This window comes from Mycobacterium sp. SM1, from assembly GCF_018361265.1.
Lineage (GTDB): Bacteria > Actinomycetota > Actinomycetes > Mycobacteriales > Mycobacteriaceae > Mycobacterium.
Genome location: NZ_JAFLNH010000002.1, coordinates 103,707 through 127,217, shown reverse-complemented (window position 1 = coordinate 127,217; position 23,511 = coordinate 103,707). Strand labels below are relative to the sequence as shown.

At 69.4% G+C, this 23,511-nt stretch carries 24 protein-coding genes and 1 tRNA gene; 9 read left to right on the top strand and 16 right to left on the bottom strand.

The window, feature by feature from the left end:
• Positions 1–37: 37 nt before the first annotated feature.
• The gene (locus MSM1_RS10280; protein WP_213442826.1) at positions 38–1,501 is read right to left on the bottom strand and encodes a biotin carboxylase; all 1,464 of its coding nucleotides are present in this window, start codon (positions 1,499–1,501) and stop codon (positions 38–40) included.
• Positions 1,502–1,777: 276 nt separating this feature from the next.
• On the opposite strand from MSM1_RS10280, the gene MSM1_RS10275 reads away from it, so the two are divergent.
• Positions 1,778–2,341 (top strand): sigma-70 family RNA polymerase sigma factor, encoded by a 564-nt coding sequence (locus tag MSM1_RS10275; protein WP_213441913.1) that lies wholly within the window; start codon positions 1,778–1,780, stop codon positions 2,339–2,341.
• A 72-nt stretch (positions 2,342–2,413) separates the two neighbouring features.
• Here MSM1_RS10275 and MSM1_RS10270 read toward each other — a convergent pair whose 3' ends face one another.
• Complete coding sequence (locus MSM1_RS10270; RefSeq protein ID WP_213441911.1) at positions 2,414–2,941, bottom strand: DUF5994 family protein; 528 nt, start codon at positions 2,939–2,941, stop codon at positions 2,414–2,416.
• A gap of 486 nt (positions 2,942–3,427) precedes the next feature.
• Here MSM1_RS10270 and MSM1_RS10265 point away from each other — a divergent pair, with 486 nt between their 5' ends.
• The gene (locus MSM1_RS10265; RefSeq protein WP_213441909.1) at positions 3,428–3,631 is read left to right on the top strand and encodes a cold-shock protein; all 204 of its coding nucleotides are present in this window, start codon (positions 3,428–3,430) and stop codon (positions 3,629–3,631) included.
• 183 nt (positions 3,632–3,814) lie between these two features.
• Here MSM1_RS10265 and MSM1_RS10260 read toward each other — a convergent pair.
• Both MSM1_RS10260 and MSM1_RS10255 read right to left on the bottom strand, forming a co-directional pair.
• Positions 3,815–3,897 (bottom strand) — tRNA-Tyr (locus MSM1_RS10260).
• Positions 3,898–3,951: 54 nt separating this feature from the next.
• On the bottom strand, positions 3,952–4,584 hold the full coding sequence (locus tag MSM1_RS10255) for a cation diffusion facilitator family transporter (RefSeq protein ID WP_213441907.1): 633 nt from the start codon (positions 4,582–4,584) through the stop codon (positions 3,952–3,954).
• 141 nt (positions 4,585–4,725) lie between these two features.
• Between MSM1_RS10255 and MSM1_RS10250 the strand changes: the two genes are divergently transcribed.
• The 3 genes from MSM1_RS10250 (at position 4,726) to MSM1_RS10240 (ending at position 7,901) form a co-directional block, all read left to right on the top strand.
• Positions 4,726–5,217, top strand: a complete 492-nt coding sequence (locus MSM1_RS10250) for a YajQ family cyclic di-GMP-binding protein (RefSeq protein ID WP_213441905.1) — start codon at positions 4,726–4,728, stop codon at positions 5,215–5,217.
• A gap of 71 nt (positions 5,218–5,288) precedes the next feature.
• Positions 5,289–6,806, top strand: a complete 1,518-nt coding sequence (locus MSM1_RS10245) for an NAD(P)/FAD-dependent oxidoreductase (RefSeq protein ID WP_213442824.1) — start codon at positions 5,289–5,291, stop codon at positions 6,804–6,806.
• A gap of 69 nt (positions 6,807–6,875) precedes the next feature.
• Complete coding sequence (locus tag MSM1_RS10240; RefSeq protein ID WP_213441903.1) at positions 6,876–7,901, top strand: NAD(P)H-dependent glycerol-3-phosphate dehydrogenase; 1,026 nt, start codon at positions 6,876–6,878, stop codon at positions 7,899–7,901.
• Here the strand turns inward: MSM1_RS10240 and MSM1_RS10235 are convergent.
• The 3 genes from MSM1_RS10235 to grcC1 form a co-directional block, all read right to left on the bottom strand.
• Positions 7,898–8,926, bottom strand: coding sequence for an LLM class flavin-dependent oxidoreductase (locus MSM1_RS10235; protein WP_213441901.1), 1,029 nt, complete (start codon positions 8,924–8,926; stop codon positions 7,898–7,900). The two genes, MSM1_RS10240 and MSM1_RS10235, sit on opposite strands and share 4 nt — an antisense overlap.
• 181 nt (positions 8,927–9,107) lie before the next feature.
• Complete coding sequence (gene htpX / locus MSM1_RS10230; protein WP_213442822.1) at positions 9,108–9,968, bottom strand: zinc metalloprotease HtpX; 861 nt, start codon at positions 9,966–9,968, stop codon at positions 9,108–9,110.
• Positions 9,969–10,061: 93 nt separating this feature from the next.
• On the bottom strand, positions 10,062–11,069 hold the full coding sequence (gene grcC1 / locus MSM1_RS10225) for a nonaprenyl/(2E,6E)-farnesyl/geranylgeranyl diphosphat synthase (protein ID WP_213441899.1): 1,008 nt from the start codon (positions 11,067–11,069) through the stop codon (positions 10,062–10,064).
• Positions 11,070–11,084: 15 nt separating this feature from the next.
• Here grcC1 and menJ point away from each other — a divergent pair, with 15 nt between their 5' ends.
• Both menJ and MSM1_RS10215 read left to right on the top strand, forming a co-directional pair.
• Positions 11,085–12,311 (top strand): menaquinone reductase, encoded by a 1,227-nt coding sequence (gene menJ / locus MSM1_RS10220; protein WP_213441897.1) that lies wholly within the window; start codon positions 11,085–11,087, stop codon positions 12,309–12,311.
• Positions 12,312–12,414: 103 nt separating this feature from the next.
• Positions 12,415–12,759, top strand: coding sequence for a DUF732 domain-containing protein (locus MSM1_RS10215; RefSeq protein WP_213441895.1), 345 nt, complete (start codon positions 12,415–12,417; stop codon positions 12,757–12,759).
• Positions 12,760–12,778: 19 nt separating this feature from the next.
• Here the strand turns inward: MSM1_RS10215 and MSM1_RS10210 are convergent, their stop codons facing one another.
• The 9 genes from MSM1_RS10210 to MSM1_RS10170 all read right to left on the bottom strand — a co-directional run bounded on the left by MSM1_RS10210 (position 12,779) and on the right by MSM1_RS10170 (position 21,472).
• Positions 12,779–13,471 (bottom strand): demethylmenaquinone methyltransferase, encoded by a 693-nt coding sequence (locus MSM1_RS10210; RefSeq protein ID WP_213441893.1) that lies wholly within the window; start codon positions 13,469–13,471, stop codon positions 12,779–12,781.
• 22 nt (positions 13,472–13,493) lie between these two features.
• Positions 13,494–14,621 (bottom strand): glycosyltransferase family 1 protein, encoded by a 1,128-nt coding sequence (locus tag MSM1_RS10205; RefSeq protein ID WP_213441891.1) that lies wholly within the window; start codon positions 14,619–14,621, stop codon positions 13,494–13,496.
• Positions 14,622–14,736: 115 nt separating this feature from the next.
• On the bottom strand, positions 14,737–15,222 hold the full coding sequence (locus tag MSM1_RS10200) for a DUF3592 domain-containing protein (protein ID WP_307857382.1): 486 nt from the start codon (positions 15,220–15,222) through the stop codon (positions 14,737–14,739).
• 10 nt (positions 15,223–15,232) lie between these two features.
• Positions 15,233–16,891, bottom strand: coding sequence for a 2-succinyl-5-enolpyruvyl-6-hydroxy-3-cyclohexene-1-carboxylic-acid synthase (gene menD, locus MSM1_RS10195; protein ID WP_213441887.1), 1,659 nt, complete (start codon positions 16,889–16,891; stop codon positions 15,233–15,235).
• A gap of 64 nt (positions 16,892–16,955) precedes the next feature.
• On the bottom strand, positions 16,956–17,744 hold the full coding sequence (locus MSM1_RS10190) for an alpha/beta fold hydrolase (protein WP_213441885.1): 789 nt from the start codon (positions 17,742–17,744) through the stop codon (positions 16,956–16,958).
• Between the two features lie 104 nt (positions 17,745–17,848).
• Positions 17,849–18,955 carry a methyltransferase domain-containing protein gene (locus MSM1_RS10185; RefSeq protein WP_213441883.1) on the bottom strand — a complete coding sequence of 369 codons (1,107 nt, stop codon included), beginning with the start codon at positions 18,953–18,955 and terminating at the stop codon, positions 17,849–17,851.
• A complete protein-coding gene (locus tag MSM1_RS10180) occupies positions 18,952–19,521 on the bottom strand; it encodes a hypothetical protein (protein ID WP_213441880.1) in 570 nt (189 codons plus the stop codon). The genes MSM1_RS10185 and MSM1_RS10180 overlap by 4 nt, the downstream gene beginning before the upstream one ends.
• 140 nt (positions 19,522–19,661) lie before the next feature.
• Positions 19,662–20,648, bottom strand: coding sequence for an o-succinylbenzoate synthase (locus tag MSM1_RS10175; protein ID WP_374101713.1), 987 nt, complete (start codon positions 20,646–20,648; stop codon positions 19,662–19,664).
• Between the two features lie 110 nt (positions 20,649–20,758).
• Positions 20,759–21,472 (bottom strand): VIT family protein, encoded by a 714-nt coding sequence (locus MSM1_RS10170; protein WP_213441878.1) that lies wholly within the window; start codon positions 21,470–21,472, stop codon positions 20,759–20,761.
• Between the two features lie 174 nt (positions 21,473–21,646).
• Between MSM1_RS10170 and MSM1_RS10165 the strand changes: the two genes are divergently transcribed.
• Together MSM1_RS10165 and MSM1_RS10160 are read left to right on the top strand one after the other, a co-directional pair.
• Positions 21,647–22,561, top strand: a complete 915-nt coding sequence (locus tag MSM1_RS10165; RefSeq protein ID WP_213442817.1) for a 1,4-dihydroxy-2-naphthoyl-CoA synthase — start codon at positions 21,647–21,649, stop codon at positions 22,559–22,561.
• A gap of 55 nt (positions 22,562–22,616) precedes the next feature.
• Positions 22,617–23,510, top strand: coding sequence for an SDR family oxidoreductase (locus tag MSM1_RS10160; RefSeq protein ID WP_213441876.1), 894 nt, complete (start codon positions 22,617–22,619; stop codon positions 23,508–23,510).
• Position 23,511 lies beyond the last annotated feature (1 nt).

Here is a 23,511-nt window from a genome sequence, read left to right as displayed (position 1 = left end):
TAACCGACGGGCGGGCCAGCCGTGCCGGCCCGGATGCTTACGCCCGCGCCACCAGCCGCGAAACGAGGGGCGTGGCCGGTGTCAGCGGAGTCGAGGCGAACTTCGCCTTCATGCCGTTGACCCAGCGCCGACAGCGCTCGGTGAGCTGGTAGTCGTCGCTCTGCAAGCGCCCGCGGGTGATGAGAACACCGAGTTGGGCGCCCGCGCAGCGTAACTCGCCGGGCGCTGCGACCCGCATGTAGAAGGCCTCGGACCCGTCGATCAGCGTGGCCCAGTCGTTGGCGGAGCGGGCAAAGCAGACCCGGCCGTCGTCGTCGATGCGCCACACCCCGGTGCGCGGCGTCGCGGTGAAGAGCTCGACATCCGGTGAGGTCTCGCTGATTATCACTTGGCCCCAGACCTCGTCCTCGCCGTAGCCCCGCTCCCAGCGCGAGTTGATCTCGTCGATGTCGAGCTGGTAGTCCACGTCCAGGTACTCGAGCAGGTGGAAGAGGAACAGCGGCATGTCGGCGTAGGCCTCGGTCGTCAGGTTCGTCATGGGACTGGCGCCGCTCAGTCGGGGGTTGACCTCGCCGAGGTAGAGCTCGCCGGAGTCCAGGTCATGAAGGAGGTCCACCTCGAAGTACCCGCGGTAGCCCTGGCGGCTCAGAACGTCACCAAGCTTGCGCACCATCTCGCGTGCGGCATGCGTCTGGTCCGGTGGCAGCGCTTCGCGCCAGATGTCGTTGCCACACCAGGCGCCCGGGTACGGGGTCAGCTCCGGGTAGCCGACGAGACTGGTCATCGCGGGGCCGATCACGGTGCCGTGGCGGGTCACGGTGCCCTCGATGCACACTTCGACATTGCGGATGCGCTTCATGACCTTGATTTCCTGCTGGCCGGCCAGGGCGCCGGCGCACTGGTCCCAGTCGCCCGGGCCGCGGATAAAAAACGTCCCGCTGCCGGCATTGCCATAAGCGGCCTCGACGACGAGATCCCCTCCCAATCCGGCCGTCTGGGCCAGCGTGCGCAGCTCGTCGTAGGAGCCGGCCCGTCCGATCGCGTGGGGCACGCTCGGCACGCCCGCCTCATCGGCCAGGCGGGTCATCACGATCTTGGAGTCAAGTCGGTGGCGCAGCTCCGCCGGGGGGTGCATCACCTCGAGACCCGCCTGCCGCGCGAGAGCCTGGGTCTCCTCGTCCAGCATCACAAAGCAGGCCTTGCCACCCGGTCCCCGGCCGGCGACGAATTCGAGTGTCTCGGGATCACGCAGCAGGTGATTGCACACCTCGCCCATGGACCCGAAATCAACGCGGTCACGGCGCCGGGGCACGAACACCCGCGAATGTTCGCCCTCGAACGAGTCAAAGTAGGTCAGGTAGAAGAAGTTTCGTACCCAGCGGTCGATGCCGAGCAGGTTGAACGGGGTCGGTGAGATGAAGTACAGCGGCGTGAGGTTGGTGTGAAAAAACGCGCGCACGTCCGAAAGCCTGCGCAGCGGACGACGCGGCCCGGTCGCCATCACGCCGGCCCCGGTGACATCGACACGGGAGCGCTGCGCGGGGATCGCGACACCGGCAAGGCCGCGATGCCCGGCACTTCGTGGGTGAAACGGCGGTCCGTCATGCCCCGATTCTGCTGCACGCACGCGCAGCGTCCCGCGTGGGGCGTATGCGGGCGTATCGACAACACCGCCCCGGTATCCGGCGCGTGAACCCACGCGAATAGCACATGAATACCTCGAATATTTCCAGGTCGTGCCGGCTCAGGCAGCGTTTTTTCGGCTTACGCTGCTGCTGTGAGCACCCGTGAGATCGCCGATTGCCAGACCACCGAGCTGGCGTTGGCGGCCGGACGTGGCGACCGGGACGCGCTGGCGGAATTCGTGCGCGCAACGCAGCATGACCTGTGGCGTTTCCTTGCGCATCTGTCCGGCGCCGATGCCGCCGAAGACCTCGCCCAGGAAACCTACCTGCGCGCGATCACCAGCCTGCCCAGGTTTGGCGGCCAATCCAGCGCGCGCACCTGGCTGCTGGCGATCGCACGCCGGGTCAGCATCGATCACACCCGCCGGGAAATGGCCCGTCCGCGCATCGCGGCCCGGGCCGACTGGGCCGCCGCCGCCGACCGGGCGGCCGCCCGCCGCTCCTGCGGCCATGAGGACATCGTCGAGTTGGGCCTGCTGCTGGACGGGTTGTGCCCCGAGCAGCGTGAGGCGCTGGTGCTCACCCAGGTGATCGGCATGTCCTACGCGCAGGCCGCCGACGTCATGGGATGCCAGGTGGGCACCATCCGCTCCCGCGTCGCCCGGGCCCGCGAGGAGCTCCTCGAGGCCCGCAGTGTCCGGGCGGACGCGGGCTGAGCCGGGCTGCCCGCGGCGGGCAACGCTGACAACAGACGGGTTGGGGGGTTTTTGGGAGCCGCTCGGGGCGGATCAACCACCTTCGGCCGAATCCGCGGCGGCAACGTGCGCGAGTCCGGCACCGTGCCGGCGGCGTGCGCACCGGGCGATTTCGGCACGCGCGATGCGCACGATCTCCTCGGCGGCCCGGAATGCTTGGGTGTTCCGGTCCGCCGGGTCGATCTGGTAAGCGGCGGCGTGGCGCAACACCATTACGGCCAGCGCGCTGGAGGTTCGGCACGGTACCACCAGCAGATTCGCCGAGGCCCGAGTTCCGGTGATCATCATCAGGCGTTGGCGGCCCGCCGCCCTGCGGGGATCCGCTATTTTGCTGCGATTCAGCGAATCCAGATCCGGTGGCCCCTCCAGCGGTGACCAGTTGACGCTGATGTCGACGATTCGGCCCAGCCGTCTGGACAGGGCGTCAATCAGCTCGGGCAGCTCGCGCGCCACCGAGCCTTTGCGCGGCCACCACGCTCCGTCGAGTTGCTCGCCCAATTCACTGGCCAGGGTCAGCCGGACCGGGCTGGCCACCCGCCGCCCGTGCGCCGCGCTGTTCATGGCGGCGTCGCCGCAAGGCGATACGTGTGTGACGCTCGATGGCCCATGGGCGGTTCCTTCGCCTCGAGGTTGACCCGGCGCACGAGCGCGGGGCTCGACAAACGATTCCGGTCGCAGACGGTCATTTTCGGTCGACGGCCCGCCCGAGAGGCACCGCTGGCCACGAAACGTCCAGGGTCGACGCTACACCCCCTACGGATCGCCGGGAGACCCTGGCGCCGGCCGGCCGGGCGAGCGGGCGGCCGCAGCCGATAAGCCGCGCCGTTTCACCGACCCCACCGTGGCCACCGCGAGCCTGCGCTCATCCGTGGACGACCTATACTCCCGGGCCGGAACAAACGAGAAATCCCGGGCATGAAACCGCGTGGCGCGCATAAAATAAAGATTGATAGCGCGCTGGAGGGCGCGCGGATGGCTAATTACTCGTGCTACACTGGGTCAGGATGTTTTTCGTACATCCATTCTGAATGAGAGAAGTTGAAAAATATGGCACAGGGAACTGTGAAATGGTTTAACAGCGAGAGAGGCTTCGGTTTTATCGCTCCCGACGACGGCACCGCAGACGTGTTCGTGCACTACACGGAAATCCGCGGAACCGGTTTGCGATCGCTCGAGGAAAACCAGCGAGTTCAATTCGACGTCGGCCACGGAACCAAGGGGCCTCAGGCGGTGGGGGTGACACTCGTTTAGCGCAGCGCGATCTTATCGCGGCGGGTGGGCCGGCAGGCGCTGTCCTGTCGGCCCACCCGCATGTGAAGACCCCGAACCCGCAGGCCCCGGCCAATGGGCCCCGACTCCGCGGCGCCCCTATGGCATCGAATACGGGCCCTGTCAACGCTATCGGCGGCCGGCCGCAGAAGATCGGGTGGTTTGTGGCAGGTGCAGGATTCGAACCTGCGTAGGCGTACGCCGACGGATTTACAGTCCGCTCCCATTGGCCGCTCGGGCAACCTGCCGCTTAGCAGGGTACAACGATCCGGCTGACCGGGCACACACGGCCATGACCCGGGCTACTGGCCGACCTGCGGCCGGAGCGCAGTGAGGACCTTGCGCAGCAAGTTCACCGCGTGATAGCCAACCACCGCCGCGATGACCAGGGCCACAACGGGATCCAGCCAAAACCAGCCACCGGCAACCAGGATGACGGCACCGCTGATCGCAACCCCGGCGGCAGCGGCGGCGTCGGCCGCCGTGTCCAGCATGACCGCCTTCATATTGAGGTCTTCGCCGCCGCCCTCACGGTCGACGTCGCCACCGAGGATCAAAACGCCCGCCAGCATCACCACCGCGGCGACAGCGCTCGCGATCAGCACCGGCAGCGCCACGATTTCGGGTGCGCCCGCCACCAGACGCCGGATCGCGGTCGCGACGACCATCACGCTCAGCACCAGCAGCCAGCCGCCGTTGACCAGGGCGGCCACCTCGGTCGCGTTGCGATAGCCGCCCGGCCTGCGGGAACTCGGCGGTCGGTGTGACAGCCAGATAGCAAGCAGCGACAGGCCGATCGCCGCGGCGTCGGCGAGGTAATCGCCGCCGGCCGCCAATATGCCCAGGGAGTGGGTGCTGAGCCCCACAGCGACCAGCCCGGCGACCAGAGACAGGTTCAGCGCCAGCACAAGCATCAGCCGCTTCGGCCGTGACATGGGCCAATCGTAGGCCGACGGGCGCCGTGGACTCGGCACCGTCTCCGAAACGCCCCACCTGGGACCGGCCCCCACCACAGACTGGATAAGAATGGGCGGCGGTGAAGATCTCAAAGAACTCGGCCCCAGGGAGCGGTTGCCATGGCGGATTCCTCGTTTGATGTCGTCAGCAAGGTTGACCGGCAGGAGGTCGACAACGCCCTCAACCAGGCGGCCAAGGAGCTGGCCACCCGCTTCGACTTCCGCGGCACCGACACCAAGATCGCCTGGAAGGGCGACGAGACCGTCGAGCTGACCAGCACGACCGAAGAGCGTGTCAAGGCCGCCGTCGACGTGTTCAAAGAGAAGCTGATCCGTCGCGACATCAGCCTGAAAGCCTTCGAGGCCGGTGAACCCGCTCAGTCCGGCAAGACCTTCAAAGTCACCGGCACCCTCAAGCAGGGAATCAGCGCCGAAAACGCCAAGAAAATCACCAAACTGATCCGTGACGAGGGCCCCAAGGGCGTCAAGACCCAGATCCAGGGCAACGAGGTCCGTGTCTTCAGCAAAAAGAAGGACGACCTGCAGGCCGTTATCGCCCTGCTGAAAAATGCCGACCTGGACGTCGCGCTGCAGTTCGTCAACTACCGCTAGCGCCTGGCCCAATCAACCGGTGGGTTGCTATCGTTGAGACGATGCCGACTCTCGACAACGTGAGGTTCACGATGACCGTGACTGCCGGGGAAGCCGCCAAACACGCGCCGCTGGAGGCGGACAGCGAATACTTCGACCTGATCATCATCGGCGCCGGCATCTCCGGGCTGGGGGCGGCCTACCGGATCACCGAGCGCGATCCCGGCATCGGCTATGTGATCCTCGAGCGCCGCGGCCAGATCGGCGGCACCTGGGATCTGTTTCGCTACCCCGGGGTGCGCTCCGACAGCAGCATCTTCACGCTGTGCTTCCCCTACGAGCCGTGGACCCGTAAGGAAGGTGTCGCCGACGGGGCGCACATCCGCGAGTACCTCATTGCCACCGCGCACAAGTACGGCATCGACCGTCACATCCGGTTCAACAGCCAGGTGCGCTCCGCGGACTGGGACTCGTCTACCGACACCTGGACTATCACCGCCCAACAGGACGGCGCGACACGGCGTTACCGTTCGCGGTTTGTGTTCTTCGGATCCGGCTACTACAACTACGACGAGGGCTACACCCCCGAATTCGCGGGCATCGAGCGGTTCACCGGGACCGTTGTGCACCCTCAGCATTGGCCGGAGGACCTGGATTACACGGGCAAAAAGCTGGTGGTGATCGGCAGCGGCGCAACCGCGATCTCGCTGATCCCGTCACTGGCCGGGCGGGCCGCAAAAGTCACCATGCTGCAGCGCTCGCCTACCTATATGATTGCCGCGTCACGGTATAGCCTATTTGCCGATGTGTTGCGGAAAGTGTTGCCGCGCAGGCTGGCCCATCCGATCATCCGAATGCTCAACGCGCTGATCGAGGGGGTCGTCTGGTTTTTGGCGCGCAAGACGCCGGCCTTCATGAAGTGGCTGCTGCGCCGGATCGCGGTGAAGAACCTGCCCGAAGGCTATGACGTCGACACTCACTTCAAGCCGCGCTATCAGCCGTGGGACCAACGGCTGTGCCTGATCCCCGACGCCGACCTGTACAAGGCGATCAGCGAGGGCCGTGCCGAGGTGGTCACCGACCACATCGACCATTTCGACGAAACCGGCATTCTCCTGAAATCCGGGACGCACCTGGCCGCCGACATCGTCATCACCGCCACCGGGCTGCAGCTGCAGGCGCTCGGCGGTGTGGCCATCAGCCTCGACGGGGCTGAGATCAAACCGCACGACCGCTTCGTCTACAAGGCGCACATGCTCGAAGGGGTGCCAAACCTGTTCTGGTGCGTGGGCTACACCAACGCCTCGTGGACACTGCGCGCCGACATGACCGCCAGGGCGACAGCAAAGCTGTTGGCGTACATGAAATCTCACGGTTACACGCACGCCTACCCGGATCGCGGTGGCGAGCCGATGCCCGAAAAGCCGTCGTGGGACATCCAGGCCGGCTACGTGCTGCGATCGCCGCATGCGCTGCCCAAGTCGGGCACCAAGCGGCCGTGGAATGTGCGGCAGAACTACTTCGTCGACGCCATCGACCACCGGTTCGACCGGATCACCGAGGCGATGGTGTTCGGCCGGGCCGGCGAGCGGGCGCAGCCGGCGTCGTAGCGCCTCCCGCACGGTGCCGCAGTTCGCAAACCACCGGTAAACGCCGGGTGCCGGCAATACGCTGATGCCATGACACCCGCGATGCGCGTCCCGAAAGTCGTCGTCTTTGGTGGAGGCTCCTGGGGCACCACCGTCGCGTCCATCTGCGCACGACGCGGCCCCACTCTGCAGTGGGCGCGATCCGAGCAAACCGTCAACGACATCAACGAAAACCACCGCAACACCCGCTATCTCGGCAAGGACATCGCCCTCAGCGACACCCTGCGCGCCACCACCGACTTCTCCGAGGCGGCCCACTGTGCCGACGTCGTCGTCATGGGTGTGCCCTCGCACGGGTTCCGCCGGGTGCTCACCGAGCTGGCCGGCGAGCTGCGCCCCTGGGTGCCGGTGGTGTCGCTGGTCAAAGGGCTCGAGCAGGGCACCAACATGCGGATGACCCAGATCGTCGAGGAGGTGCTGCCCGGGCATCCGGCCGGCATCCTGGCCGGTCCCACCATCGCCCGGGAGGTGGCCGAGGGCTATGCGGCCGCGGCGGTGCTGGCGATGCCCGACCAGCACCTGGCCGCACAGCTCGCGCTGCTGTTTCGCACCAAGCGTTTTCGCGTGTACACCACCGATGACGTGGTGGGCGTGGAGATGGCCGGGGCGCTGAAGAACGTCTACGCGATCGCCGTCGGCATGGGCTACTCGCTGGGCATCGGCGAGAACACCCGCGCCATGGTGATGGCCCGCTCGGTCCGCGAGATGTCCAAGCTCGGTGAGGCTATGGGCGGGCGCCGCGACACCTTCGCCGGCCTGGCCGGGATAGGCGATCTCATCGTCACTTGCACCAGCCAACGCAGCCGCAACCGCTACGTCGGCGAGCAAATCGGCGCGGGCAAACCGCTCGATGAGATCATCGCATCGATGAACCAGGTCGCCGAAGGCGTCAAGGCCGCCGGCGTCATCATGGAGTTCGCCAACAAATACGGGCTCAGCATGCCGATCGCGCGCGAAGTCGACGCCGTGATCAACCACGGCTCGAGCGTCGAGCAGGCCTACCGCGGGCTGATGGTGGAAATGCCGGGAGACGAAGTCCACGGCCCCGGGTTCTAGCGCGGGCCCATCACGGCGGGAGCGCACTCGGTGATCAGCGAATTCAGGTTCTCCTGAACACGTTCGGCAGGGATGCCGATCGATGGGGCGTAGAGCATGATGTGGTCCAGCACGCCTTCGTAGCGGCGCAGTCCGTCGCGCACCTGGTCGGCGGTGCCGGCCACCCCCATGGTGTCGATCATCTCGTCGGAGACGGCGTCGAACATTGCGGCAAGGTCCCGGCGGGCGAAGGCATCGCGAATCGCTTGGCCTTCCTTGGTGAAGCCGTTCACGTCGAGCACCGTGTCGTAGGTCTTGACCGAGGCGTAAAAGGCGATCTGCTGGGCGAGCTCGCGGCGGGCTACCTGCGGGTCGTCGTGGATGGAGCACATCACCATGGAGATGATCTCAACGTCTTTGGGGTCCCGGCCGGCGTGCGCGGCGCCCCTGGCGATGGCGGGCTGCACGACTTCTTCGACGTAGGCGGTGGTGAACAACGGGTGACCGGCCAGGCCGTCGGCGACCCTGCCGGCGGCTTCGCACATGCGGGGCCGCACGCCGGCGGTGACGATCGGGATCGTGCGGCGCGGGGGCGGGACCGCCTCGGTGGGCACCAGGTGCATCCGGTAAAACCGGCCCTCGTGGTGGATCGGTCCCTCGTGCAGGTTCCAGATGCGGCGCACCAGCGTCACGAGCTCCTCCATCCGCAGCGCCGGCGCGGAGGTGTCGGCGACGCCGTGCCAGTCGCTCATCATCCGCCTGGTTCCGTTGCCGATCCCGAGCACCACCCGGCCGTTGGACAGCTCATCGAGGTCGCGGGCTTCGGTGGCCAGCACCAGCGGGCTGCGGCCGATGCCGTACAGAATCGACGAGCCCACCCGGCAATTCCGCGTCGCCGCGGCCATCGCCGCCATCGAGATGGTCCCCGAGCGGGAATAGAACTCCGAGGCCCACACCGCGTCGAACCCGGCGCGGTCGGCCGCCGCGGCGGTCGCGGCGAGTGCGTTAAGGTCGGGGCTAAGGATCGCTACGCCGTAAGTGCTCATGCCCCATTAGAACCCGACGGCTGACCCGGTCGTAGATCGGCCCGCGGGCGGGCACAGACCCGGACCACACCAGCCACATCGGCACCAGCGCCAGCCGTGGCATGCCGCTGAGAGACGATGGCCCTGGGAAGCGACGCAAGAGACTGCTGAGTCTGGTGCGGTGAGCTGCCCGAGTCCGGCCTTAGCCCCGCGCCATCGCCTCGAGCCGGCGGATCCGGTCGGCGATCGGCGGGTGTGTCGAGAACAACGACCCGATGCGCTCGCCGGCGCGGAACGGGTTGGCGATCATCAGGTGCGCCTGGCTGGCCAGTTGCGGCTCAGGCGGCAGCGGAGCCGCCTGCACCCCCTCGGAGATCTTGCGCAGCGCCGACGCCAACGCCAGCGGGTCCCCGGTCAACACCGCGCCCGACTCGTCGGCCTGGTACTCCCGCGAACGTGACACCGCCAGTCGCACCACCGTCGCCGCGATCGGGCCCAGCAGCGAAACCAGCAGCAGCGCAAACGGGTTCTCGCCTTGCCGGTTGCCGCCGAACATCCCGGCCCACATGGCCATGTTGGCCAGCCCGGTGATCACCGAGGCCATCGCGCCGGCGACGCAGGAGATCAGGATGTCGCGGTTGTAGACGTGCGACAACTCGTGGCCCAGCACGGCGCGCAGTTCGCGCTCGTTGAGGATCTGCAGGATGCCGGTGGTGCAGCACACCGCGGCGTTGCGCGGGTTGCGTCCGGTGGCGAACGCGTTGGGCGCGGCGGTGTCGCTGATATACAGCCGCGGCATGGGCTGGTGCGCGGCGGTGGCCAGCTCCCGCACGATGCGGTACATCACCGGGGCCTGCACCTCGGAGACCGGCTGGGCGTGCATGGCCCGCAGCGCCAGCTTGTCGCTGTTGAAATACGTGTAGACGTTCATCCCCACGGCAAACAGCACCGCCAGCCACAACGCCGTCCGGCCGAACAGCCCCCCGATGAGCACGATCAGCGCCGACATGCCGACCAGCAGCGCGAACGTCTTCAAACTGTTGTGATGCGGATGCCAGGTCATCGAGTGCTTGCCTTTCTCGTCGGGACGCACATGCTCTCGCCGGATAAACGCTCGGGATGACCGCGGGGGTTCCGAACCCGAAAGCGCGGTGACTCAGCCGTGGCGGTTGATGGTGTAGTCGATCAGCGTTGCCAGGGCGTGGCGACCGGGGACATCGGGCAGCGCGGCCAGCTCCCGGCGCGCCTGCTCCGCGTATCGGGCGACGGTGTCTTTGGCTTTGGTCATGCCCGCCGAGGCGCGCAACAGCGTCAGCGCCTCGGCCAGCGCGGCGTCGGCGCCGACGGGGCCGGCCAGCAGCTCGCGCAGCCGCTCGGCGTCCGGCCCGGTTTCGGCCAGCGCATAAAGCACCGGCAGCGTGTACACCCCCTCACGCAGGTCGGTGCCGGGCAGCTTGCCGGACTCGTCGGGGTCGCTGTCGATGTCGATGATGTCGTCGGAAATCTGAAACGCCGTGCCGACGATGCCGCCCAACCGGCTCAGCCGCTCCACCTGATCCCCGTCGGCGCCGGAAAACATCGCACCGAACCGGCCCGCCGCACCGATCAGGCAGGCGGTCTTTTCGCGGACCACCTGCAGGTAGTGCGTGATCGGATCCATCCCCACGGCCGGGCCGCGGGTCTCACGGATCTGCCCGGTCACCAACTGGGCGAACGTGTCGGCGATCACCCGCACCGCTTCCGGTCCCAGCCGGGACACCAGCCGCGACGCCGTCGCGAACAGATAGTCACCGGCCAGGATCGCGACGTTGTTGCCCCAGCGCACGTTCGCGCTCGGCGCGCCGCGGCGCAGCTGCGCCTCGTCCATCACGTCGTCGTGGTAGAGGGTCGCCAGGTGCACCAACTCGATGACCGCGCCGGCGACGGTCACCTCCCAGGCGTCCGGCGTGGGACCGAGCTGCGCGCACAGCACCGTGAACAGGGGCCGGAACCGTTTGCCGCCGGCCTGGAACAGATGCAGCACCGCATCGGTCAGCAGGTCGTCGGAGCCGCGCAGCTCCGCCTGCACCAGCCGCTCGATGCGTGCGACACCGTCGCGCACGTTCGCGGCGAACGCGGCGTCTCCCAGATCCACGCCCGCCACCACCGTCGCCGGAGTCCTCACCCGACCAACATACTGGTGTCCATGGATACCAAAGCCGACGTGGTCGTCGTGGGTGCCGGGCCGGCCGGGTCGGCGGCGGCGGCGTGGGCCGCCCGGGCGGGCCGCGACGTGCTGGTCATCGACTCGGCCAGCTTCCCCCGCGACAAGACGTGCGGCGACGGGCTGACCCCCCGCGCGGTCGTGGAACTGCGACGGCTGGGCTTGAACGACTGGCTGCGGGGCCGGATCTGCCATCTGGGCTTGAAAATGAGCGGATTCGGCCGCGAGCTGCTGGTGGATTGGCCGGGCCCGTCATTCCCGTCAACCGGCAGCGCGGTGACCCGCGTCGAACTCGACGACCGCGTCCGCAGGGTCGCCGGGGAAGCCGGCGCACGCATGCAGCTTGGCGTGAAAGCCATCGACGTTCAACACAATTCGTTAGGAAGGGTGTGCGCGGTGCTATTGGCCGATGGCTCCCGGGTGGGCTGCGGTGAGCTCGTCGTGGCCGACGGCGCCCGCTCCCCGCTGGGCCGCAAGCTCGGACGCCGCTGGCACCGGGACACGGTGTACGGGGTCGCCGCGCGCGGGTATCTTCCCTCCCCCCGCAGCGACGAGCCCTGGTTGACGGCCCAGCTCGACCTGCGCTCCCCCGCCGGGGTGGTGCTGCCCGGCTACGGGTGGATTTTCCCGCTGGGCAACGGCGAGGTGAACATCGGCGTGGGCGCGATGTCGACCGCGAAGCGGCGCGCCGACCTGGGGCTGCGGGCGCTGATCTGCCACTACACCGACCTGTGCCGCGACACCTGGGGATTCACCGGCCACCCGCGGGCGATGTCCTCGGCGCTGCTGCCGATGGGCGGCGCGGTGTCGGGGGTGGCCGGGCCGAACTGGATGCTGATCGGCGACGCCGCGGCCTGCATCAACCCACTCAACGGCGAAGGCATCGACTACGGGCTGGAAGCCGGGCGGCTGGCCGCCGAGCTGCTGGGCTCCGGGGATCTGTCGCGGGCGTGGCCGGCGGTGCTGGCACACCACTACGGGCGCGCGTTCTCGGTCGCGCGCCGGCTGGCGGTGTTGCTGACCTTGCAGCGCTTCCTGCCCACGGCCGGACCGGTCGCGATGCGCTTCCCCGCGATCATGCGGGTCGCCGTGCGGGTGATGGCCAACCTGGTCAGCGACGACGACGTGGACTGGGTGGCGCGGGTGTGGCGGGCCGGCGGGGTGACGTCGCGGTTGGCGGATCGCCGGCCACCGTTCAGCTAAGGCCGATGCGCCGCGCATCGCGCGCCCGCTGCCCGCCGCCGCGGGCTCCGGGAACCCCGGCTCCCCGGCTCCCCGGCTCCCCGGAGGGGGTACCATCCAGCCCATGAGGCCCAGAAGGCTCGCCGCCGTTGCCGGTGCGGCCGCCGCAGCGATCGTGCTGGCGGTGCCGGTGCACGCCGATGACTACGACACCCAATTCGAAGACCAGATCAACCGGTTCGGCATCTACGGCTCCCAGGACTACAACGCGTGGCTGGCCAAGATCGCCTGCGAAAGGCTGGCCACGGGCGTGGACGCCAATGCCTACCAATCGGCGACGTTCCTGCAGCACAACCTGCCGCGCGGCACCACCGAGGGCCAGTCGCTGCAGTTCCTCGGCGCCGCCGTCGGCCACTACTGCCCCGCGCTGGCGCCGCGGCTGCAAGAGGCCGGGACGCACCAGGGCTGATCGCGGCGGGCGCCCGCCGTCACCCCTGCGGTTTGTAGCCGGCGTGCAGGGCGACGATGCCGCCGGTGAGGTTGCGCCAGCGCACCGCCGACCAGCCGGCCCGGGAAATCAGGCACGCCAGCGTCGCCTGGTCGGGCCAGGCTCTGATCGACTCCGCGAGGTACCCGTAGGCCTCCGGGTTGCTGGATATCACCCGCGCCACCCACGGCAACGCCCGCATCAGGTACTCCTTGTACCCGGTGGCGAGCACCGGGGTGCTCGGCGTGGAGAATTCGCACACCACCAGCCGGCCGCCGGGGCGGGTGACGCGGGCCATCTCGCGCAGCGCCGATTGCGGGTCGGCGATATTGCGCAACCCGAAACTGATGGTCACCGCGTCGAATACCGCGTCGGCGAACGGCAGCCTGGTGGCGTCGCCGGCGATTTTCGGCACATGACGCGCCGCCCCGGCGGCGAGCATACCGACCGAGAAATCCGCGGCCACACACCAGGCACCCGACTTGGCCAGCTCCGCGGTCGACACGGCGGTTCCCGCGGCCAGGTCTAAAACCTTGTCACCGGGGCTGATCCGCAGCGCCGAGCGGGTGGCGCGCCGCCAGTAGCGGTCCCGGCCCAGCGACAGCACGGTGTTGGTCAGGTCGTAGCGGCGCGCCACGGCGTCGAACATCGACGCCACCTCGTGGGGGTCTTTGTCCAGGGTCGCGCGGCGCACAACGCCGAGGCTACCCGGTGCCTCAGGCGGCCGCCGCCCGCCGGCTCCCCCGCACCGCCTCGTAGTGGCCGAGCAACTCGTCGCAGACGACGGGCCAGCCGCGGTGCAGCACACTGCGCCGGGCCGCCACCGAATAGCGCATTCGCTGCTCGAGCAGGTGGGCGACCGCGGCGGGCAGCCGCGCCTCGAACTCGTTGACGGGAAGCAGTAATCCGGTGCGCCACGGCCGGACAAGGTCACGCGGTCCGCCGGCGTCGGGGGCGATCACCGGCAGCCCCGACGCCAGCGCTTCTTGCACGACCTGACAAAACGTTTCGTGCTCGCCGGGATGCACGAAAACGTCCATGCTGGCATACGCCGCGGCGAGCTCATCGCCATCCAGCGCTCCGGTGAAAACGGCTGTGGGCATCGCAGATCGCAGCTTGGCGCGGTCGATCCCATCGCCGACGATGACAAGCTGCACGGCGGTGCCGCGCGCCAGGGCCGCCAGCCGATCGACATGCTTCTCCGGTGCCAGCCTGCCCACGAAGCCGACGATCGGCCTGCCGTCCGGCGACCAGCGGCGCCGGAGCGCCTGGTCGCGCGCCGACGGTGCGAACCGCGCCACGTCGACGCCGCGCGCCCACCGATACACCCGTGGGATACCGTGGGCGCTAAGGCTTTCCATTGCCGACGTCGACGGGGCCAGGGTGCGGTCGGCGAGCCGGTGCAGGTGGCGCAGCCACGCCCACGCCGCCCGCGACAGCGTGCCGACGCCGTAGCTGGCCGCGAAACCCGCGACGTCGGTCTGAAATACCGCAACCGTCGGCACCCCCAGGCGCCGTGCCGCCAGGATTCCGCCGTAGCCGAGCAGCGCCGGGGACGCCAGATGCACCACATCGGGGCCGAATCCGCGTAGCACCCGCAGGATTCGGGGGGTGGGCACGCCGAGGGGCAACGTGGTCACCTTCGGGAGCATCCGCGACGGTGTGCGGTGCACCCGGATACCGTCGTAAACCCGCTCGGCGGGGGGCGCACCCGGGGGGGTGTCGGGTGCGATAACCAGGGCTTCCAGCCCGCTGCGACGCAGGTGCTCGAGAATCCGGACAACCGAGTTGCTGACGCCGTTGACATGGGGGAGGAAGGACTCGGCGACGATGGCGACGCGCACGCCATCACGGTGTCAGCACCGGCTGTCGACGAGGTTGCCGGCCGGCATACGGGACGCGAACTCTGTGGATGTCTCGGCCGGAGCGCGGCCCCGAACGCGGCGGCAAAGGGGCGTGCTAACGGCGCAACCGCTTCTCCACCACCGCAAGCCCGACCAGCGCAAGTCCCGCGATCAACCAGCCCACCAGCGCGACGGAGCCCGCCGGCACGATGGCCAGCATGGCGTTGCGGTGCTGGACCCGCACCAGGTTGGGGTCTCGCTTGTCATACTCCACGTAAATCCGCATCCCGGTGGATAGCTCGGAGGGGTAGAGCACGCCCAGTTCCGGGCGGTAGGTGACGCGGTCGGGGGTGACGAATTCGATGGTGGAGCGCCGCGGCCCGGCACTGAGCACTTCGGCTTGCGCGACCCCCATGTTGTGCTCGATGGCTAGGTCGTTGCGCCACGCCCCGGCCACCAGCAGCACCGATTGCAACGTGACCAGCACGGCCGCGACCAGCACGCCGACCCGGATCCAGCGCAGCGTGCGCGGGGTGTCGCGATCGCCGGTATGGCCATGAATCAGTATGCGCCACAGAATTTTTGGCGAGCCAACCCGAATCACCACATCCTCACAGCGCGGCCCTGATGGCCGCATGCAGCTGTCGCAGCGAGGACCGGTCGGCCTTGACCTCCAGTACCCGCATGCCGGCACCCGGCTCATCGAGGGCGGGCCGCAGGTCGTCGATCTCGATCTGGCGGCTTTCGACATGGTAGGCCCGACATAGGGCGCCGACATCGACGTCGTGCGGGGTGCCAAAGATCCGCGCAGACACGTCGGAGAACCGCGGATCGCCCTGCTCGAGCAGTTCGAAGATGCCGCCGCCGTTGTCGTTGGACACCACGATTGTCAGGTTTTGCGGCACCGGCTCGGTGGGCCCGATCAGCAGCCCGGAGCTGTCGTGCACGAAGGTCAAGTCGCCGATCAGCGCGATGGTGCGGGGCGGGACACCCCCGCGAGCGTGCGCCTGCTCGTAGGCCAGCGCCGCCCCGATGGCGGTGGACACGGTGCCGTCGATCCCGGCGACACCGCGGTTGGAGCGCACCGCGATGCCGTGGGTGTCCAACCCGACCAGCGCGGCGTCGCGCACCGGGTTGGACGCGCCCAGCACCAGCTGGTCGCCCGGGCGCAGCGCGTCGGCCACGGCCGCGGCCACATGCAGCCCCGTGGTCAGCGGGTGGGCCTTGAGCTGGGAGCGCACCGCCGTGATCGCCTGCCGGTGCAGGTCCGCGCAGCGACGCAGCCACGCCGGGCTCGGCGCCCCGGTGGTGACCGCCCGGGTGCCGGTGGCCTGCGAGTTACCCGACACGTCCGGCCAGCGGGGTCCGGTCGTCAGCGCGTACACCGGCACCGACGGGTCGGCCAGCAGGGCCGCCACCGGGCGGTGCAGTGTCGGGCGGCCGACCATGATCACCTGCTGGGGGTGCAGCAGCGGCAGCACCCAGGGATGCAACGGGTTATCCGCTGGCGGTGCCGTCGGCTCGGCGACGGTAGGCAGCCCCGCCAGGTTGGGGTGCGCGCCGGCGCCGTGTCCGCAGATGACTACCGTGTCCCGGGACAGATCGATCTCCAGCGGCTGGTCGAAGGTGGCCGGCGGGGCGCAGGTCCACGGCACCCCGCCGGGCCGCCCCCCCGGGGTGCGGGTGTCGGCGGGATCGGGTTCCTGATCGGGCACCAGCGGTTCGCGCAGCGGGATGTCGAAGTGCACCGGGCCGGCGTTAGCGGTGCGAGCGCCGGTGGCGGCCACCAACACCCGGCAGGTGGCCGATCGCCACGTCGCGTTGAGGGCATCGACGCGCTCGGGCGCGTCTTCGGCCAGGCCCAGGCTGATGGTGGCCCGGACCTGGGTGCCGAAGTAGCCCAGCTGCTCCATGGTCTGGTTGGCGCCGGTGCCGAGCAACTCGTAGGGGCGGTTGGCCGACAGCACAATCAACGGCACCCGCGCGTAGTTGGCCTCCACCACCGCGGGCCCCAGGTTGGCCACCGCGGTACCCGAGGTCATCGCCACGCACACCGGTGCGCCGGAGCCGATCGCCAGCCCGATGGCCAGATACCCCGCGGTGCGCTCGTCGATGCGCACGTGCAGCCGGATCCTTCCCCGGCGGTCCGCGTCCTGCAGTGCGAACGCCAGTGGGGCGTTGCGCGAGCCCGGGCACAGCACCACATCACGGACGCCCCCGCGAATCAGCTCGTCGACGACGACACGCGCCTGCATGGTGGACGGGTTCACCACTCCAGCGTGGCACACACCGATGGCGGCGCACCCCCGACGGGTGGCAGGGAGCCGGGCGGCCTCACGCCGGCACGGCGGCGAAAAACTGCAGCGCGGCGGCATTGACCGCCTCCGGCCGCTCGACGAACCCGAGGTGCCCGGCGTCGGGTATCTGCAGGTAGCGGCCATTGGGTATGGCGTCGGCGACCTCGCGGCCCAGATGCGGCGGGGTCATCACGTCGTCGGCGAAGCCGATCACCAGCACCGGCGCGGTAATGGCCCGGTAGGCCGGCAGCCGGTTGTCCCGCGGCGTGACGTTGAGCTGGCAGCGCAGGCCCGGGGTGAGCTTGCTCGGCCACATCGTGAACATCGCGATCCAGTCGGCGACGGCGGTGTCATCGTTCAGGGTCTTAGGTGAAAAGCTTTCCAGCAAGCGAACTTTCGCGTCGTACGAGTTCGGCAGCCGAACGCCGGAGTCGACCAGCTCGGCCTCGGCGGTGTGAAAGAACTCGCGGGCGCGGTCCAGGCGCCCCCGGGTCGCTATCAGGACGGCGGCGCTGACCAAGTCGGGCCGGGTGAGCATGAGTTCCTGGGCGATGAACGCGCCCATCGACGCCGCGACGATGCGCGCCGGAGCCGCGCCGAGGGTCTCGATCAGCGCCGCGGTGTCGGCAACCATGGTCTGCGTCGTGAAGCCGTCGGTGTTCTCGGTTGCGCCCACCCCGCGATTGTCGAAGGTGATGGCGCGGTATCCGGCGGCCAGGAACGCCGGAACCTGATGCAGATGCCAGGTACGTCCCATACCGCCACTGCCCGCGATGAAGACCACGGGCTCGCCGGATCCGCGGTCGTCGTAAGCCAACGTGGTCACGCAGACGAAGGGTACTGCCCGGCCAGCCCACCCCGGTTACCCGCCCGCTACCCGGTGAAGCACCGGGGCCGGTGCTTCATCGGGCGGCTCCGGCCCGGCGGGATTTACTTGCGGGCGATGTAGTAGATGTTGAGCGGGTCGTCGTCGATCTCCGCCGTGCGCACCTCGGCGAATCCGGCCTCCTCGAGCATCGACAGCGCCACCTGCTGGCCCCACGCCGTGCCCAGCCCGGCGCCGCCGTGTGCCAGCGACACGCTCATGCAGTGCATCGTGGAAATCGTGTAGAGAAACGGGGTGAACGGCAGGCCGATGTTGTCTTCCAACCGGCTGGACGCCTTGACGTCGGCCATCAGGAACACCCCGCCGGGTCGCAGCGCCCGGTGGATGTTCGCCAGCACCCGCGCCGGCTGGGCCTGGTCGTGGATCGCATCGAACACGGTGATCACGTCGTAGGCGTCGGGGCGATCCAGCTCGGCCAGGTCGCAGCGTTCGAACCTGGCGTTCTGCAGGCCCAGCCGGTCGGCCTCGGCGCTGGCCGCGGCAACGGCTTCTTCGGAAAAGTCCACGCCGGTGAACCGGCTGGCCGGAAACTCCTGCGCCATCACGTTGACGGCATGGCCACTGCCGCAAGCGAAGTCGGCGACGTCCAGGCCAGCGCGCAGACGCTGCGGCAGGCCGTCGGCCAATGGCAGGATCACGTCGATCAGCGCGGCGTCGAACACCGCGCCGCTCTGCTCGGCCATCAGGGCGTGAAACCGGGGGTATTCGCTGTAGGGCAATCCGCCGCCGTTGCGAAAGCAGGTGATGACCTTCTGCTCGACCTCGCCCATCATCGGAATCATCTGAGCCATCCGGGCCAGGTTTTTCGGCCCGGCAGCCCGGGTCAGCACCGCGGCACGGTGGCCGGGCAGGGCGTACGTCCCCGCGGCCGGGTCGTAGTCGACGATCCCCCCGGCGGCCGCACCGCCCAGCCATTCGCGCACGTAACGCTCGTTGAGCCCGGCGGCCGCGGCGATCTGCGCACTGGTGGCCGGTGGCAGTTCGGCAAGGGTGTCGAACAGGCCGGTCTGATGCCCGATACTGACCAGCACCGTCACGCAGGCACTGTCGATCGCCCCGGCGATCCGGGCCACGAACCGATCGGTGCTTTCCTCGGTTGCCCAGGCATTTTCCCGGGCTGGCGCCACCGGATCGTCATCACGTGTCCTCATGGCCGTGACGCTACGCCCGCCACCGTCTTCGCCGGCGCCGGGGCGGCGCCGGCGCCCACGGGTCCGGCGAGCCTGGACCACCAGGGGACTCGACGAACGAGGACGGCGTCCAGCGCAAGATGCCCGCCGTGGCCCCGCTCGAGCATCACCAGCAGGCTGACAAACACCAGCGCGTAGATGATGCCCGGCCCGATGTCGGTGGCCCCCGGACCATACGGCGCGCCGAAACCGTCCGCCGTGCACCAGATCGACATGCCATATACGGCGCCGCCCGCGTAGACGGCGCGCCGGCCCACCCCGAGGAGCAACGTGATCGCGAGCGTCGTCTCGACACCCGCGGCCAGATACGGCCACACGTGCGGCGCGGTGCGCAGCACCCGAAGGACGAAAGCGAACCACGGCGCAAGCCAGTGCGGCTCCGCACCCGCGGTGGTGATCATGTTCGGCAGGAAGGTGGTGCGAAATCCCGGCTGCCACTTCAGCCAGGCGTCGATCGCCCAGATGATCCCGAAGATGATCCGCACCGCCTCCGGCGCCCAATCCCGCCGGACCGTGGGTGTGCTCATGTGCGCCTTTCTCGTGTGCCGCTCCCGGGGGTCAGAACCGTCTCGCCGGGTCGTGCCGCATCGGCACTCAAACCCCTCAAACCCCCCTCAAACCTATGCCGGCGCAGGTCGCGATCGCCGCAGCCACGCGCGATCGCCAATCACCAGCGCAACAGCCGGTAGCAGGCCGTGACCCGCTCGTGCCACCAGCGCCGTCGCCCCGGCGGGGCGCCCAGCGCGTGCAGCCGCGCCGGGTCCGGCGTCACCGGCGCCACCGGCAGCGAGCCGTCGACGGGCACCCGATCCGCAACGTCCTCGACGAACAGCCCGCCGGTGCCCAGCCCGCAGGCGTGACCCAGGCGCGGCAAGGCCGCGGCCGCGCTCAGCCCGGCGGCGATGCCGACCGCCGAATCCAACGCGCTGGAGATGACCACCGGGATGTCGATCTGGGCCGCGATCTTCAGCACGGCTGAAATCCCTCCCAGTGGGGCCACTTTCAGAACAGCGATATCGGCGGCGCGCGCCCGGATGACCCGCAGCGGGTCGGCGGCTTTGCGGATGCTCTCATCCGCGGCGATCGGCACGTCGACGCGGCGCCGAAGCTCGGCGAGCTCCGCCACGGTGGCGCACGGCTGCTCGAGATATTCCAGCGGGCCGCCCGCGGTGAGCGCGCGCACGGCCTCGGCGGCCTGCGCGACCGTCCAGCCGCCGTTGGCGTCGACCCGCACCGTGGGGACCAGGGCGCGAACCGCCTCCACGCGGGCGACGTCGTCGGCCAGGGCCTGGCCCGGTTCGGCGACCTTGACCTTGGCGGTGCGCGCACCGGGGAACCGCGCCAGCACGTCCGGAACCTGCGCGGCGGGCACGGCCGGAACGGTGGCGTTGACGGGGATGCGCGCCCGGCGGGCCGGTGGTGGCGCGCGGTACGCCGACTCCACCGCGGCGGCCAGCCACGGCGCGGCCTCGTGCGGGCCGTACTCGGGGAAGGCGCCGAATTCCCCCCAGCCGGCCGGGCCGTCGAGCAACGCCACTTCACGGGTGCTGATACCGCGGAACCGGACCCGCATCGGCAGCGCGACGACGTGCAACCGGTCCAGGATGTCATCCAGCGAGGGCCGCGAGCCTTCGGCCCGCCGGGGCGGGCCCACCGGGGTCACCCACCCACCCGATTCGTTGCCACCACGATGACCATCCAACTCGCACCCGCTCGACACGCAACGGCCGCGGCACGGGCACCCGCGGACGACAACCCCCAGGCTCAGGTGATCGCCGCACCGACCAGATGGCCGATCAGATAGGTGGTCGCCAGGGCCAGGCCCCCGCCGACGAGGTTGCGCAGCACCGCACGACTCTTGGGCGCCCCGCCCAGGGTCGCCGACACCACACCGGTGGCGCCCAGGGCCGCCAGCACCGCCGCCACGGTGATCGGGATGCGCACTCCGACCGGTGCGACCAGGATGGCGATCAGCGGCAGCAGCGCGCCGACACCGAACGACAACGCCGATGACAGCGCCGCCTGCCACGGGTTGGTCAGCTCCGACGGATCAAAACCCAGCTCGACCTCGGCGTGCGCGGCGATCGGATCGTGATCGGTGAGTTCCTCGGCGACGGCGCGCGCGGTGGCCGCCGACAGCCCTTTGGCCTCGTACAGCGCGGCAAGCTCCGCCAGCTCGGCGGCGGGATCCTCGTGCAGCTCCCGGCGCTCCTGGCGCAGCAGGGCCCGCTCGGTGTCACGCTGGGCGCTCACCGAGACGTATTCGCCCAGCGCCATCGACGCCGCGCCCGCGGCCAGCCCCGCGATTCCGGCCGTCATCACGGGAGCCCGTGCCGCGGTCGCCGCGGCGACACCGACCACGATGCCCGCCGTCGACACGATGCCGTCGTTGGCGCCCAGCACCCCGGCGCGCAGCCAATTCAGCCGGGCGGAGACCGACCCCACATGCGGCTCATGCCGGTGCGACGAGCTGGACACGCAGCCCAACCTAGACACCGGAAACCGCGCTCGCCAGCAAACGTAGCCTTGCCAAAGCGTTGCCCCGCGATGACGGTAACGTCCTGATATGCCCATGAGCAAACCAGTACGGCCGCTGTGGTCTGGAAAGCCGGTGCGCACTATGCTCCCCGAGGTGTCGCGGTGGGGTCTGCCTTGACCGACAACCCTTTTGATCCCAGCGTCTGGCGGCGGGTCGCGGACTCCGAGGCCGAGTTCGCCAACCTGACCGACATCACGTATCACCGCCATGTCGCCGATGCCACGGTGCGAGTCGCCTTCAACCGGCCGGAGGTGCGCAACGCGTTTCGCCCGCGCACCGTCGATGAGCTCTACCGCGCTTTGGATCACGCCCGGATGTCGCCGGACGTCGGTGTGGTGCTGCTGACCGGCAACGGTCCGTCGCCGAAAGACGGCGGCTGGGCGTTTTGCTCCGGGGGCGATCAGCGTATCCGCGGGCGCACCGGCTACCAGTACGCCTCCGGGGAGACCGCCGACACCGTCGACCCGGCGCGCGCCGGCCGGTTGCACATCCTGGAGGTGCAGCGGTTGATCCGGTTCATGCCCAAGGTGGTGATCTGCCTGGTCAACGGCTGGGCGGCCGGTGGCGGGCACAGCCTGCATGTGGTTTGCGACCTGACCCTGGCCAGCCGCGAACACGCCCGCTTCAAGCAGACCGACGCCGACGTCGGAAGTTTCGACGGCGGCTACGGCAGCGCGTACTTGGCGCGTCAGGTGGGTCAGAAGTTCGCCCGGGAAATCTTCTTCCTGGGCAGGGCCTATACCGCGGAGGAGATGCAGCGCATGGGCGCGGTCAACGCCGTCGTGGATCACCGTGACCTGGAAACCGTCGGCCTGCGGTGGGCGGCGGCCATCAACGCGAAATCCCCTCAAGCGCAACGGATGCTAAAGTACGCGTTCAACCTGCTGGATGACGGGCTGGTGGGTCAGCAGCTGTTCGCCGGCGAGGCCACGCGACTGGCGTACATGACCGATGAGGCCATCGAGGGCCGCGACGCCTTCCTGCAGAAGCGCCCCCCCGACTGGAGCCGGTTTCCCCGCTACTTCTGATCCGAGTGATCCGAGCCGAGGGTGCCCGCCGGCCCGCCGCATAGACTGCCGGTTCATGAGCAAGACTCCGCTTCGCCGGGTCGCCGAGGCGCTCGCGCTGGCCGGCATGCGGCCGCCGGCCGCGCCGCGACTGCTGCTGCGCCGGTCGGCGGCAAAGCCGGTTGAGCTGGCCGGCAAGCGTGTGCTGCTCACCGGGGCATCCTCGGGCATCGGGGAGGCGGCCGCCGAGAGATTCGCCCGGCATGGCGCCACCGTGGTCGCCGTCGCCCGCCGCAAAGGCCTGCTCGACGCGGTGGCGGACCGGATCACCCGGCGGGGCGGCAGCGCGATCGCGATCGCCTGCGATCTATCCGACATGGACGCCGTCGACGCGCTGGTGGCCGATGTCGAGCGCCGTCTCGGCGGGGTGGACATCCTGGTCAACAACGCCGGCCGGTCCATCCGCCGGCCGCTGGCCGAGTCGCTGCAGCGCTGGCACGACGTGGAGCGCACCATGGTGCTCAACTACTACGCCCCGCTGCGGCTGATCCGCGGGGTCGCGCCCGGGATGCTCGAGCGCGGCGACGGCCACATCATCAACGTCGCGACGTGGGGGGTGCTCTCGGAGGCCGCGCCGCTGTTCTCGGTGTACAACGCCTCGAAAGCCGCGCTGGCCGCGGTCAGCCGGGTCATCGAGACCGAGTGGGCCGCAAAGGGAGTGCATTCGACGACGCTGTACTACCCGCTGGTGGCGACCCCGATGATCGCGCCGACGAAGGCCTACGACGGCATGCCCGCGCTCAGCGCGCACGAGGCCGCGAACTGGATGGTCACCGCCGCGCGCACCCGCCCGGTCCGGATCGCCCCACGGGTCGCGGTCGCCGTCAACGCGCTGGACAGCATCGGTCCCGGGTGGGTCACCACCCTGATGAGGCGGCGACACGTCGACCCGGCGTCGCCTCCGGGGTGAA

What these genes read in the sequence shown, in the direction of transcription:
- MSM1_RS10235 (WP_213441901.1), bottom strand. Translation starts at nt 8,926, where the DNA reads ATGAGCACTTACGGCGTAGCGATCCTTAGCCCCGACCTTAACGCACTC.
- MSM1_RS10270 (WP_213441911.1), bottom strand. Translation starts at nt 2,941, where the DNA reads ATGAACAGCGCGGCGCACGGGCGGCGGGTGGCCAGCCCGGTCCGGCTG.
- MSM1_RS10245 (WP_213442824.1), top strand. Translation starts at nt 5,289, where the DNA reads ATGACCGTGACTGCCGGGGAAGCCGCCAAACACGCGCCGCTGGAGGCG.
- MSM1_RS10185 (WP_213441883.1), bottom strand. Translation starts at nt 18,955, where the DNA reads ATGAGGACACGTGATGACGATCCGGTGGCGCCAGCCCGGGAAAATGCC.
- MSM1_RS10280 (WP_213442826.1), bottom strand. Translation starts at nt 1,501, where the DNA reads ATGGCGACCGGGCCGCGTCGTCCGCTGCGCAGGCTTTCGGACGTGCGC.
- htpX (WP_213442822.1), bottom strand. Translation starts at nt 9,968, where the DNA reads ATGACCTGGCATCCGCATCACAACAGTTTGAAGACGTTCGCGCTGCTG.
- MSM1_RS10180 (WP_213441880.1), bottom strand. Translation starts at nt 19,521, where the DNA reads ATGAGCACACCCACGGTCCGGCGGGATTGGGCGCCGGAGGCGGTGCGG.
- MSM1_RS10250 (WP_213441905.1), top strand. Translation starts at nt 4,726, where the DNA reads ATGGCGGATTCCTCGTTTGATGTCGTCAGCAAGGTTGACCGGCAGGAG.
- MSM1_RS10255 (WP_213441907.1), bottom strand. Translation starts at nt 4,584, where the DNA reads ATGTCACGGCCGAAGCGGCTGATGCTTGTGCTGGCGCTGAACCTGTCT.
- MSM1_RS10265 (WP_213441909.1), top strand. Translation starts at nt 3,428, where the DNA reads ATGGCACAGGGAACTGTGAAATGGTTTAACAGCGAGAGAGGCTTCGGT.
- MSM1_RS10215 (WP_213441895.1), top strand. Translation starts at nt 12,415, where the DNA reads ATGAGGCCCAGAAGGCTCGCCGCCGTTGCCGGTGCGGCCGCCGCAGCG.
- MSM1_RS10160 (WP_213441876.1), top strand. Translation starts at nt 22,617, where the DNA reads ATGAGCAAGACTCCGCTTCGCCGGGTCGCCGAGGCGCTCGCGCTGGCC.
- MSM1_RS10240 (WP_213441903.1), top strand. Translation starts at nt 6,876, where the DNA reads ATGACACCCGCGATGCGCGTCCCGAAAGTCGTCGTCTTTGGTGGAGGC.